Annotated in this window: 11 protein-coding genes; 10 read left to right on the top strand and 1 reads right to left on the bottom strand. The window is 44.2% G+C overall.

From position 1 onward, the window contains the following. Window positions 1–7: 7 nt before the first annotated feature. Complete coding sequence (locus ACFOEK_RS04265) at window positions 8–1,813, bottom strand: flagellinolysin (RefSeq protein WP_386716655.1); 1,806 nt, start codon at window positions 1,811–1,813, stop codon at window positions 8–10. A gap of 184 nt (window positions 1,814–1,997) precedes the next feature. On the opposite strand from ACFOEK_RS04265, the gene ndk reads away from it, so the two are divergent. The 10 genes from ndk to ACFOEK_RS04215 all read left to right on the top strand — a co-directional run bounded on the left by ndk (window position 1,998) and on the right by ACFOEK_RS04215 (window position 12,785). Continuing rightward, window positions 1,998–2,423, top strand: coding sequence for a nucleoside-diphosphate kinase (gene ndk, locus ACFOEK_RS04260; protein ID WP_386716652.1), 426 nt, complete (start codon window positions 1,998–2,000; stop codon window positions 2,421–2,423). 151 nt (window positions 2,424–2,574) lie between these two features. Further along, the gene (gene rlmN, locus ACFOEK_RS04255) at window positions 2,575–3,732 is read left to right on the top strand and encodes a 23S rRNA (adenine(2503)-C(2))-methyltransferase RlmN (protein ID WP_386716649.1); all 1,158 of its coding nucleotides are present in this window, start codon (window positions 2,575–2,577) and stop codon (window positions 3,730–3,732) included. 147 nt (window positions 3,733–3,879) lie between these two features. Further along, on the top strand, window positions 3,880–4,695 hold the full coding sequence (gene pilW / locus ACFOEK_RS04250; protein WP_386716646.1) for a type IV pilus biogenesis/stability protein PilW: 816 nt from the start codon (window positions 3,880–3,882) through the stop codon (window positions 4,693–4,695). Window positions 4,696–4,713: 18 nt separating this feature from the next. Beyond that, window positions 4,714–5,658 carry a RodZ domain-containing protein gene (locus tag ACFOEK_RS04245; RefSeq protein ID WP_386716644.1) on the top strand — a complete coding sequence of 315 codons (945 nt, stop codon included), beginning with the start codon at window positions 4,714–4,716 and terminating at the stop codon, window positions 5,656–5,658. A 65-nt stretch (window positions 5,659–5,723) separates the two neighbouring features. Then, window positions 5,724–6,842 carry a flavodoxin-dependent (E)-4-hydroxy-3-methylbut-2-enyl-diphosphate synthase gene (gene ispG / locus ACFOEK_RS04240; RefSeq protein WP_386716640.1) on the top strand — a complete coding sequence of 373 codons (1,119 nt, stop codon included), beginning with the start codon at window positions 5,724–5,726 and terminating at the stop codon, window positions 6,840–6,842. An 88-nt stretch (window positions 6,843–6,930) separates the two neighbouring features. Then, the gene (gene hisS / locus ACFOEK_RS04235) at window positions 6,931–8,202 is read left to right on the top strand and encodes a histidine--tRNA ligase (protein WP_386716637.1); all 1,272 of its coding nucleotides are present in this window, start codon (window positions 6,931–6,933) and stop codon (window positions 8,200–8,202) included. A gap of 91 nt (window positions 8,203–8,293) precedes the next feature. After that, window positions 8,294–8,968, top strand: a complete 675-nt coding sequence (locus tag ACFOEK_RS04230; RefSeq protein ID WP_386716634.1) for a YfgM family protein — start codon at window positions 8,294–8,296, stop codon at window positions 8,966–8,968. Then, complete coding sequence (gene bamB, locus ACFOEK_RS04225) at window positions 8,968–10,128, top strand: outer membrane protein assembly factor BamB (RefSeq protein WP_386716631.1); 1,161 nt, start codon at window positions 8,968–8,970, stop codon at window positions 10,126–10,128. The genes ACFOEK_RS04230 and bamB overlap by 1 nt, the downstream gene beginning before the upstream one ends. Window positions 10,129–10,140: 12 nt before the next feature. Further along, window positions 10,141–11,592: a ribosome biogenesis GTPase Der gene (gene der / locus ACFOEK_RS04220; protein ID WP_386716628.1), complete on the top strand. Its 1,452-nt coding sequence runs from the start codon at window positions 10,141–10,143 to the stop codon at window positions 11,590–11,592. A gap of 167 nt (window positions 11,593–11,759) precedes the next feature. Then, a complete protein-coding gene (locus ACFOEK_RS04215) occupies window positions 11,760–12,785 on the top strand; it encodes an AraC family transcriptional regulator (RefSeq protein ID WP_386716625.1) in 1,026 nt (341 codons plus the stop codon). The last annotated feature ends 52 nt before the right edge of the window (window positions 12,786–12,837 follow it).

Below are 12,837 nucleotides of genomic sequence, written 5' to 3'. Positions count from 1 at the left end.
TTAAGCGCTAGCCTAGTAATTGTAAGACTTGCTGAGGTCGACTATTCGCTTGAGCTAGTACACTGAATCCGGCTTGTTGAAGAACGGTGAGGCGTGCTAATCGTGCCGTCTCTGCCGCGTAGTCAGTGTCCATGATTCTCGATTGAGCACTGACTAGATTTTCTTTTTGGATAGCAAGATTATTGATGGTGCTTTCCAGGCGGTTTTGAGCAGCACCTAAGTTTGCTCGGATAAATGAAACAAGCTCCAATGCTTCGTCTGATCGTTCTATTGCGTCAAGAGGATCTTCGCTAATATCGACTCCGTCTAACCCTAATGCGGAAGTGTTGGCGCCATATAGATTGATTTCCAAGCGATCAGATGCCGTTGCTCCAAGCTGTATGTATACGCTGCTAAAAGAATTGTCATTTCGACTTGCTTTGACGGTGAAGCCAGAAGGCCAAATTTCTTGCCAGTGCTCTAGAGGGTCACTGTTATAGTCAATAGGATCTTCTACCGCATCCTCTTGATTTATAGATGGGTTGGCGGGGTTAACATTTGAACCTTGGATGGAGCCCGTATCGGGGTCTACAAGCTGGATCTGTTCGTCGAGAAAATCGTCCCCATTAGTGTCATAGTCGGTTAAGAAGGTGGCTTCGTCGGTAAATAGTGTTCCGGTAAATCCGGCACCTGAAACATAACCTCGGAGCCCGCCTAGATCTGTACTAACTTGCGCGATGGCGTCGTCTAAAGTCGTGTTGTTTGGATCAAGCGCAAGCTCTTCCATTATATCCTTAATGCCTTCACCGCCGGCGGCCACAATGGCGTCATGTAAATAACGAACCGCTATGGTTGAAGATGAATATTCGGCACTGGTTCCACCCCACGCGGCGGGTGCGCCGGTAAAGCCTTGGGATACTAAGGCGCTGGAACTGCCTGCTGCGGCAAGATCTATGGCAATGCGTTCGTCGGCGCCGTGAATGAACTCTGCGGCTCCTTCTTTAAACCAAGTATTAAGTTCGCCCCAGTTAGTGCTTACTGCCATGACAGCGTGAACCATTTCATGAGCAATGATTCGGTCATTATAGAAAGGCTCTGTCCCGCCATTTGGTAGGTTGGCTGGTCGAAAGTCTTCCATGTCGATATACAGTTCAACACTTCCATTGACGGCTGGGCCGGATGCTCCTACTAGGGTTTGAACATAAGCCGCGGTGCCACCAGGGCCGTCACTTTCCGGGTCTCCTGTATCTGCAAGGAAAATTCCCAGGGTTTGGCCATCTCCGGTCAGGCCATAAAATTCTTCAATTAAGTTTTCTGAGGATTCGAGCCAGCCGGTTGTGAGTCCGATCATAACGGCGGTTTTGGTTTCATCGTCTTGTAAGGATACGATGCCGTTATCTTCGAGTGGTGATGAGCTGTCATTGAGTAGATTGATGCCGTTGTATCTGGAGTGCTTGGCAGCAAAATTAATACCTTCAAGAAGGTAATCCACTTCAATTTGCATGGCTTCACGTTCAAAGTCACTGTTTGTGCCATTGGCTGCTTGTAAAGCAAGTACTCGAATGCGTTGTATGTTGTCGGTTATGGTTTCCAGGCCACCTTCGGCAGTTTGAATAAGGGATATGCCGTCATTTGCATTACGAATAGCGACGGTAGATTCACGAATACGAGCTTCCATTCGGGTAGATATGGCAAGGCCCGCTGCATCATCCGCTGCGCTGTTAATTCGCAGGCCAGACGAAAGCCTACGGAACACCGTACTCATTTCGGTTTCAACGCTGTTTAAATGCCGTTGGGCCCGTAAGGCAGCAATATTGGTATTGATTATCTGCATCTACTTTGCGAACTTTTATCCCTATTCAATCCCTTATCGCCAGATCTTTAGTAACCTTTAGTTTTTATAGTTAAATAGTCGCAACATTTGTTGTATGAGTGGGCTAGTAAACTTAATGGGAAGTGACGTATAATCCGCTCGATTTTTTTATACAGTTAAATACACATTTTTGAGGGATAGTTTCATGGCGGTAGAGCGCACTCTTTCTATTGTTAAACCAGATGCAGTTGGCAAAAACGTAATTGGTGAAATCCTTGCTCGTTTCGAAAAAGCAGGTCTACAAATCGTTGCTGCTAAAATGCTTCAACTGGACGACGAAAAAGCTGGCGGTTTCTACGCTGAGCACAAAGAACGTCCTTTCTTTAAAGATCTTGTTGAATTCATGACTTCTGGTCCTGTTGTTGTTCAGGTTCTTGAAGGTGAAGGCGCAATCGCTAAAAACCGTGATCTTATGGGTGCAACTAACCCACAAGAAGCTGAAGCTGGTACTATCCGTGCTGACTTCGCTCAGAGCATCGATGCAAACGCTGTACACGGTTCTGATTCTGCAGCTTCTGCTGAGCGTGAAATCGCTTACTTCTTCGCTGCTGAAGAAATCTGCGCTCGCTAAGTTTTAGCTTTTGCGTACATTAAGCCGAGGCCCTGGTTGCTTCGGCTTTGTGCTTTCTGGATAATGCGTATTTGAAACGCATCAAATTAATAGTTTTCTCGTTTTACAATCGATTTATCGACCGTAAATCCTGGATTAAAGGTGAGTCATCATGAGTTCCGCTCCTGCTAGTCAAGACACTACATCCCAAGTTATCACTACCGATAGCCAGTCATCCCTCCAAAAAGTAAATCTGTTAGGGCTTTCACTCGATAAAATGATCGAGTTTTTTGAAAGCATCGGAGAAAAGAAATTTCGCGCGGTTCAGGTGATGAAGTGGATTCACCAATACGGTATTGATAATTTCGATGATATGACCAACGTTGGGAAAGCACTAAAAGCTAAGCTAGAAAAAGTGTCTGAAATCAGACCGCCAGAAGTCGTTTATCATAACTTTGCAGATGACGGTACCCGTAAGTGGGTGATTCGTGTTGAAGGCGGCAGTTGTATCGAGACGGTATTAATTCCGGCGGAAGGTCGAAATACACTTTGTGTCTCTTCACAAGTAGGTTGTTCTTTAGATTGCAGTTTTTGTTCAACCGGGAAGCAAGGTTTTCAGCGTAATTTGAGTGCGTCTGAAATTATCGGTCAACTATGGATTGCGTGTAAGTCATTTGGTGATCGAGATCCATCTAATCCTCGTCCCGTATCAAACGTTGTGATGATGGGCATGGGCGAGCCGTTATTGAATTTTGAAAATGTTGTCGATTCCATGTCATTGATGATGGAAGACAATGCCTACGGTTTATCAAAACGTCGAGTTACACTGAGCACGTCTGGTGTTGTTCCTGCTTTAAAAGAGTTGGGAGATCGTACCGATGTTTCTCTGGCCATTTCTCTGCATGCGCCGAACGATGAGTTACGTAACGAATTGGTGCCGATCAATAAGAAGTATCCTATCTCTGTATTGTTGGATGCTTGCCAAGAATACTTGGATAAATGTGATGACAAGCGAGGCATCACCATTGAATACACTATGATGGATGGTGTAAATGATACCCTTGCCCATGCTAAACAGCTTGCTAAAGTATTACGTCGTATTTCTTGTAAGGTGAATTTGATTCCATTTAATCCGTTCCCAAATTCAGGGTACCAGCGCTCGAAGCAAGAGGCTGTTAGTCAATTTCATAATTACTTAAACTCGGTTGGTATCGTAACTACAGTGCGTTCAACGCGTGGTGATGATATTGATGCCGCATGTGGTCAATTAGTCGGTCAAGTGGAAGATAGAACTCGTCGAAGTGCTAAATACGCTCAGGCAGCTCAGTAAGAGCTGCTTTGTATGTAAAGCAAGAGAAGTAGAGAAATTTACAAGGAAAAGTGGAATTGATGCAGACTTTGACTAGCAAGTGCAGTCAACTAGCATTTAAACTGTATCGTTGTTGTGGTTAATCATTAAAGGGAACGTATCAAGGCAATGAATTTTAATATTAACAGTCGTACTTTGGTGTTTGGGGTTCTGTTGGGGCTAATCGCTTTGGTTTCTGGGTGTACGGTTGTTGAAACTCATAGTCGTTTCACTGAAAAGAAGGACATTGAAAAGAATATCGACTTCCGTGTTAAGGCTGCTTTTTTGCATCTGCAGCGTGGTCATACCGAGCCTGCGAAACTAAAAGCAACGGAAGTTCTGCAAATTCAACCGAATCATGCTCCTGCAATGTCAGCGTTGGCGTTGGCGTTGGATAAAGAAGGTGAGCCTGTTGAAGCAGAGAAATACTATAAAAATGCAATAAAGACAGACCCTAAATATACGCGTGGAAAAGAGCTATATGGTGTGTTTCTTTATTCGAAAGGCCGCTATGACGAGGCACTGAGCCAATTTGAAAAAGTGGTTGATGATAAATTGTATGAAAATCTTGCAGCGGCCAATTTGAATCTTGGTCTGTGTGCTTTGAAACTGAAAAAAACGGATCGTGCTCGATCGGCCTTTGAAAAGTCTTCAGTGATTAATCCTAAGCAAACCAAACCTTATATTCATTTAGCGCGTATCAGTTACGCTGAACAAGATTATCGTTTTGCGGCACGTTATTTCAGAAACTATGAAAGGAATTTAGGGTCTGTTAACAACTATACCCCTAGAACTTTGTTGCTGGGTTATCAAATTCAAAAAGGCGCAAAACGTAATGAACTTGCGGCAAGATATGTACAGTTACTCGCTAAGCTTTACCCTAACTCGCCGGAATACTCTGAAGTATTAAAGCAGAATGCGTTTCAGAACTCCGGAAGTCTATAAAAATAAGGACAGCAAGATATGACGGATCAGTCATTACATGAAGTGGGTCATAAAAGTAGTTTACCTGTCGGTAAAATTCTGGCGTCCGCCAGATCAGAACAGGGCATGACTACTGATATGGTTGCTGCTCGTTTGTGTTTGACGGAAGGGTACATTAAAGCGTTGGAAGCCGGGCAATACGAGACATTGCCGGGTGATACTTTTATCCGCGGGTATCTTAGGAATTATGCCGATATCGTGGGTTTGAATGGTGAAGAATTAGTTCGCATCTATATAGAACAACAGAATTCGGCAAGAGAAGCTGAAGCATTAGAAGCATCTCAGCGGCAGAAGAGTTCTGGATCGAATAAATTACCGATTTTAGGCTTGGCGATTGTAATTCTAGTAGTAATTGCAGTTGTGATTGGTTTGGGCATGGAAGAGGGCAAGAACAGTCAGAGTGACAGCACTTCAACTGCTACAGAGCCGGAAATAAGTTCTTCAGAGGCTGAAAATGTACAGTCTGTTGAAGCAAACTCTTCGCTGGACGTAGTGGAAGAAACAACTCCAGAATCCCGGTTAGATGAAGAGCAACCTTCTGATCCAGTTACTTCCGATGAGTCGGAAGTGACAGAAGAGATGTCGGTGAATGAACAGCCGGAACAGGACATGCTGGAAAGTGTGTCTGAGATTGAAGCTGATTCAGAAGATTTACAGGCTGAAGAGCAAGTATTAGCCGATGTTAAAGAGGAGCTTTCCTTTACCTTCACGGGTGATTGTTGGTATCAAGTGGTTGACTCTACTGGTGCTAAGTTAGCGGAAAGAACTAAGTCGGCAGGCGATACTTCGAGCGTAGAAGGTATACCACCGTTTACTATTACTTTGGGAGACACTACAGCTGTTGAGCTGATGTTCCAAGGCCAATCAGTAGACTTATCACCTTATTTCGAACGTAAGTCTGCGCGTTTTAAAGTAGGCGGTTAATCAGGGGGCAATGCTTGAATGAGCATCCCTGAGCTGAGATCAAAGTTATTAAGTAGTTTGAGTACATGAATAAAAATCCTGAGTCCCCAATTAAACGTCGTAAGTCACGTCAAGTTATGGTCGGTGATGTTCCCGTTGGTGGTGATGCGCCTATTGCTGTTCAAAGTATGACGAATACGGAAACCACCGACGTTGCTGCAACGGTTGCACAGATTAAAGCGCTTGAAGATGCCGGTGCCGACATTGTTCGAGTGTCGGTACCTAGTATGGAAGCGACTGATGCCTTTGCTCAGATTCGTGAGCAGGTAAATGTTCCACTGGTTTCTGATATCCACTTTGATTACAAAATTGCACTTCGTGTGATGGAATTGGGCGTTGATTGTTTACGTATCAATCCTGGTAATATTGGTCGGGCAGATCGTGTGCGTCAGGTAGTTGATTGCGCGAAAGATAAGAATATTCCGATTCGTATCGGTGTTAATGCCGGTTCGTTAGAAAAAGATCTTCAGCAAAAATATGGCGAGCCAACTGCAGACGCTTTGGTCGAATCTGCATTTCGACATATTGATATTCTTGACAAGCTAGACTTTCAAAATTTTAAAGTTAGCTTGAAAGCCTCTGAAGTGTTTATGACGGTGGACGCATACCGCAAGATTGCGGGGCAAATTGAGCAACCTTTACATCTTGGAATTACAGAAGCTGGAGGGTTCCGAAATGGAACCGTTAAGTCGGCAGTAGGACTTGGTATTCTGTTGATGGATGGCATTGGTGACACCATTCGCGTGTCATTGGCTTCTGATCCGGTTAATGAAATTAAAGTTGGCTATGACATTCTCAAGTCTTTGAAGTTGAGAACGCGAGGCATTAACTTTATTGCTTGCCCTAGCTGTTCTCGCCAAACCTACGATGTTATTAATACCATGAATGAGCTGGAAACCCGTTTAGAGGACATTGTTGTCCCTATGGATGTAGCAGTGATTGGTTGCATTGTGAATGGTCCGGGTGAAGCAAAAGAAGCCGATGTGGGCTTGACCGGCGGTGCGACAGCAAATCGTGTATATATTGATGGTAAACCTCATGAACGCTTACAGAATGAGACTCTGGTTGACGACATGGAACGCATGATCAGAGAAAAAGCGGCTCTTAAACAAAAAGAGCTAGAGGACGTTATCGTAAAATCTTAAGTGGTGGGTATCGACTCACTTCTATTTCGTTTTAAATTTTTGCTTATGTCTGGAATGGTTTTTATCAGTCCAGTTGAGAGAGGTAGTTTTGGCACGCATTAAAGCCATTAGAGGCATGAATGATATTCTGCCTGATCAGACGCCTGTTTGGTTGTATTTTGAAGACACTATTAAATCGGTTTTAAACACATACGGTTACCAACAAATCCGAATGCCGATTGTTGAGCAAACCGATTTATTTAAACGCTCCATCGGTGAAGTTACAGATATCGTTGAAAAAGAGATGTATACCTTTGACGATAGAAACGGTGAAAGTCTCACTTTACGCCCAGAGGGAACGGCCGGTTGTGTTCGTGCTGCCGAAGAGCATGGTTTGCTGTATAACCAAACGCAACGTCTTTGGTATACAGGGCCTATGTTCCGGTATGAGAAACCACAAAAGGGGCGTTATCGTCAGTTTCATCAAGTGGGTGTCGAAACATTCGGAATGAATGGTCCTGATATTGACGCTGAAGTGATTTTAATTAGTGCTCGACTTTGGAAAGAGTTTGGTATCTTGGATGAGTTGGAGCTTCAGGTTAATACGTTGGCCTCTAATGAGGCTCGCGCTGAGTATAAAACGGCACTTGTAGCGTATCTAAAAGAGCACTTTGAGAAGCTGGATGCTGATAGCCAGAGACGCCTTGAAACTAATCCTTTGCGTGTTTTGGATAGTAAGTCTCCCGAGACTCAGGAAATCCTTAAAGATGCACCGAGCTTAATGGATCACATCGATGACGAGTCTAAAGCTCACTTTGAAGAGCTGTTGGCGCGTTTGGATAAAGCAGGCGTGAACTATGTGGTTAACCCGACGTTGGTTCGAGGTCTAGATTACTATTGTAAAACGGTATTCGAATGGGTAACGACTTCTCTGGGTGCGCAAGGAACGGTTTGTGCCGGTGGTCGTTATGATGGCTTGGTTGAGCAATTAGGTGGTCGAGCGACTCCAGCCGTTGGTTTTGCTATGGGCGTTGAACGCTTGGTGCTGTTGCTGGAAACGTTAAATGTTGTGCCTGAATCAGTTAAGCAAACTCTGGATGTTTACATCACCAGTATGGGGGATGCAGCTGCGCAAGAAGCCATGATTTTAGCTGAGCAATTACGAGATCAGGCTGAGAATCTTAGAATTCAATTGCACTGCGGTGGTGGCAGCTTTAAAAGCCAAATGAAGAAGGCCGGTAACAGTGGTGCTAAGTTTGCCATCATTTTGGGTGATCAAGAGATTGAACAACAAATGGCAGCGGTTAAAAATCTACAAGAAGGTGAACAAACGTCAGTAGCGTTTTCAGAGTTAACTCAGTACTTTAAAGAGAACCTGTAAACAGACGCTCGCGTTTAATTAAGAACAATAAGATAACGAGTGATTTCCTGAATAAAGGAAGCGCATTTAAGGAATTTAGGAGTAAGTACAAGTGGATTACGATCAGTTTGAACATGACACAGAAGAGAAAATCAAACGCTGGTGGGATGAAAACGGAAAGAGCCTGATCGGTGCTGTTGTGCTTGGTGTTGCTGCCGTATTTGGTTGGGATCAATTTCAAAAAAATACCCAAGCAGAAGCTGAAGCAGTGTCTGCTCAATTCCAAAATTTACTGGAAGAGCAAGTGGCATTGCCTGATGATGCCTCTGAAGAAGAGCGTAGCAAAGTATTCGAGATGGCGACTAAGCTACGTGATGAGCACGGTGATACTGCCTATGCCGTATACGCTGACCTGATCATGGCAAAACTTGCTGTTGAGACAAAGGACTTTGCTTTAGCTGAAGAACACTTAAAGACGGCTAATACAAAAGCTACGTCTCCAGAGTTAAAGGCTCTGACAAATGTTCGTCTTGCCCAGGTTCTTTATGCTCAAGAAAAATCGGATGATGCTTTAGCGCTTTTGCCTGAAACGGCTGAAGGTGCATTTGCGGCCAGAACCCTTGAATTAAGAGGGGACATTTTATTGGCTAAAGGTCAGCGTGAAGATGCACGCAATACTTATGACAAGGCCATTGCTCAAGCGGGTATGGCGGGAATGCCAATCGATTTGCTTGAATTAAAACGCAACGATCTTAATGACGTAGTTTCAGCTGAGACCATTAATTAATGTTATCCCTATTTAAACGATTAACCCTGTTGGCAGCTGTAGTTGCTACGGTGGGTTGTAGTTCCAGTGATGAAAATGAAGCCACACAACCAGCTGAGTTAGTCGATTTTGCACCTGTTATTAGTGTAGATGAGGTTTGGAATCGCTGGGCTGGTGATGGTGCCGGTACTGAATCCTGGTTACGATTGAAGCCGGCTGTTGATGGCGATGCCATCTATGTGTGTGACGCCGATGGTGACTGTTATGCATACAACAGACACTCAGGGGATCGACTTTGGAGCGTAAGCTTCGATCTTGATGTATCGGGTGGTGTTGGTGCAGGTTCTGGCTTTGTTGCTTTTGGTACTTTAGATGGTTTCTTGGTTGTACTGAATGGCCAAGATGGTTCTGAAGTGTTCAGAGAGCAATTAACCAGTGAGGTATTGTCGAGCCCTGCCATTCAAGATGATTTGCTGGTTGTGCAATCTCAAAATGGACACGTCTTTGGCTTTGATCTCAAAATGAAAGAGCGAAAGTGGCATTACGATGCGACTTTGCCTTTGCTGAGTTTAAGAGGCACTGCTGATCCGATCATTAATGACAAAGTTACCTATGCGGCGTTTGCTAACGGTAAAGTAGTGGCTTTGGATAATGAATCTGGTGTCAGTCTTTGGGAAAAACGTATTTCTATTCCAAGTGGCAAGTCTGATCTAGAGAAACTTGCGGATGTTGATGGCACTCCTATTCTTGATCAAGACACCATGTATGCCGTTGGATTTAATGGTTTTGTGCGTGCTATTGATCTTTACTCTGGTCGAGTTCGCTGGCAGAAAGAATTTTCTTCGTGGGTTGGTCCTGCGTTTGGTTTTGGCCAAGTTTATCTATCGTTGGATAACGGTGAGTTGGTTGCGCTGGATGATAGATCCAGTTCAGTTAACTGGAAACAAGACAGCTTGTTGAATCGTCGTCTTACCCGGCCTGTAACCCTTGGTAACTACGTCGTTGTTGGTGACTTTGAAGGTTATCTACACTTTGTATCTCAGCTGTCGGGGACGTTTGCAGAGCGCATCCGAATCGATAGCGATGGCTTATTATCTCCACCAATTGTTGTGGGTGATACTCTTTATATCTACTCCAGTGATGGAACACTGGCTGCTGTACAAATTCGGGAAGAGTCCTGATCGGAGAAGATAATGGATCCAGTGATTGCCCTGGTAGGGCGTCCAAATGTGGGTAAATCTACCCTCTTTAATCGTTTAACCAAAAGCCGTGATGCTTTAGTGGCAGACTTTGCCGGTTTAACTCGAGATCGTAAATATGGTCAGGGAAAACTGGCAGACCGTCGTTTCATGGTGATTGATACTGGTGGTATTGCCGGTGACGAAAAGGGTATTGATCAGGAGATGGCGAAACAGTCTTTATTGGCTGTTGAAGAGTCTGACATCGTACTGTTTTTGGTAGACGGTAAAGCTGGCATGACCGTCGGTGACGAAGAAATGGTTAAATACCTTCGTAGCTCCGAAAAGCAGGTATGGCTGGTTGTTAACAAGACAGATGGCATTGACCCGGAAACTGCCATGGCAGACTTTTATGGCTTAGGTCTTACCGGTGAGCCATTCCCAATTGCTGCTTCGCAGAATCGAGGCATCAAGTCTTTGATGGATGAGGTTTTTGAATATTGGGATAGCTACTGTCGTGGTTTGGTTGCCAAAGGCGAACTGGAAAGCTATGAGCCAGGTGTAAATGTTGAACCTGATTCACGAGGGATCAAGATTGGTGTGGTAGGTCGACCTAATGTTGGTAAATCGACCTTGGTAAACCGATTGTTGGGTGAAGAGCGTGTCGTTGTTTACGACATGCCAGGGACAACGCGTGATTCTGTCTATATTCCTTATGAGCGTTACGGTAAGGAATACACTCTGATTGATACAGCAGGTGTTCGGCGCAGAAAGAATGTTAAAGAGACAGTCGAGAAGTTTTCTATTGTTAAAACCATGCAGGCGATTGAGGATGCAAATGTTGTTGTTCTCGTGATTGATGCCCAGGAAGGCTTGGTTGAACAGGATTTACATCTTTTGGGCTACGTAATTGATGCGGGGCGTGCGTTTACTATTGCGATCAATAAGTGGGATGGTCTAAACGAAGACAAAAAGTCTCATATTAAGAAAGAAATTGAACGTCGACTGGTCTTTACTAATTATGCCGATATTCATTTTATTTCCGCTTTGCACGGCAGTAACGTTGGTAACTTGTACGGTTCTATTGAAGCTGCTTATGATGCGGCAATGGGTAAGTGGACGACCAACTACCTTACTCAGATTCTCGAAGACTCGGTAAAAGTTCATACGCCTCCAGTGGTCAAAGGGCATCGGATCAAGTTACGCTATGCGCACCAAGGTGGTTCTAACCCACCAAGAATTGTGATTCATGGAAATCAGACCAATGCTTTGCCTAACTCATATAAGAGATATTTAGAAAATACGTTTCGTCGGGTATTGAATATCACGGGTACGCCGATGGCGTTTGAATTCAAGACGGGTGATAACCCATTCTCGAATAAACGAGATACTCGAACGCCGAACCAGAAGCGTAAAGATCCGAATAGGGTGAAGCCGGTCAAGAAAAAATCAGTTAAAAGGAAGTAAACTGGCGCCTATTCACAAAGCCAGTTGTTAATAATCAAAATATTATGTACGACTGGTTACTGTAAGTGTCCGAACATAACTATTATAAAAAATACAGAATAACTAATAATAGGACACTTGATTTATGCACTGCCGGGGACAGCCTAGAGATATTAGTGGGGTATGAAATGCAACCTACCGTGTCCACGCAGGCGCTAGCACCTGTTTTTATTCGTTTGGCACGTCAATATGATATTCCCATGGAAGAAATCTTCCGTGGGGCGGGTTTAGACCCATATAAAGTCGCTCAACCAGACAGCTACATTACACAGGATGATGTAATAGCACTGTTTGGTAGTATGCATCGCCTATCGGGAGATCCTGTATTCGGTCTTCATGTGGGTGAGCATTTGAGCTATGAAGAACTGGACATTGTTGGTTCTTTGATTGCGACCAGTCAAACGGGTCGTGACGCCATTGCACGATTCAATGAGTATAAAAACCTTTGGCTTCCGTTTATTGATATTACTATCGTAGAGGAAGCGCAGGATGTTGCTCGTATTCTTTTTGAAACCGATGAAATCGATACTCGCCGCCATGTTTACTTTGCTGAAGGCATGTTCGCTGGTGTTCTTACCCTTGCTGAGTGGCTGATGGGACGACCATTAACGGTTATTGAGGTTCGCTTTCGTCATGCACAGCCTGAGTACGTTGAAGAATATGCTCGAGTGTTTGACGCTCCGATTCTATTCAATCAAGAACGTGATGAAATCATTGTAGAAAGTGATCTGTTGGATGTTCCATTAGCCGGGCACTTTCCTGTTTTTCATGACAATCTGATCGAAATGGCGAATTCTAAACTTCGTCAGATGCCTCATCACAACGTGCTGGTAAATAAAGTTGAGAAGTTCTTGGATGACAACTTGGGTAATGCTCCTGCCAGTATGGAGGATGCAGCCAGCAAGTTTAATATGAGTTCAAGAACCTTGCAGCGTAAATTGAAGAAGCAAGATACGTCGTTTGCGGTGTTGCGAGATAAAGTTCGTCAGCGTAAGGCCATCCGTTACATTCAGGAAGGTGAGCTGGAGATGGATCAAATCGCCGATAAGTTGGGCTTTGCTGAAACCTCAAGTTTTTATCATGCGTTTAAGCGTTGGCTAGGGTGTTCGCCAGGCGAGTATCGTAAGTCAATTCATCCGAATACTGTTTCCTAGGGAAGCGTATAGATTATCTGAAAGGTTTGGGGGATACCTGAACCTTTCAAGC

Origin of the sequence: Litoribrevibacter euphylliae (assembly GCF_042646085.1) — a bacterium.
GTDB lineage: Bacteria > Pseudomonadota > Gammaproteobacteria > Pseudomonadales > Litoribrevibacteraceae > Litoribrevibacter > Litoribrevibacter euphylliae.
Note: the sequence above shows the minus strand (reverse complement) of the source record. Positions and strands in the feature narration are given on the sequence as shown.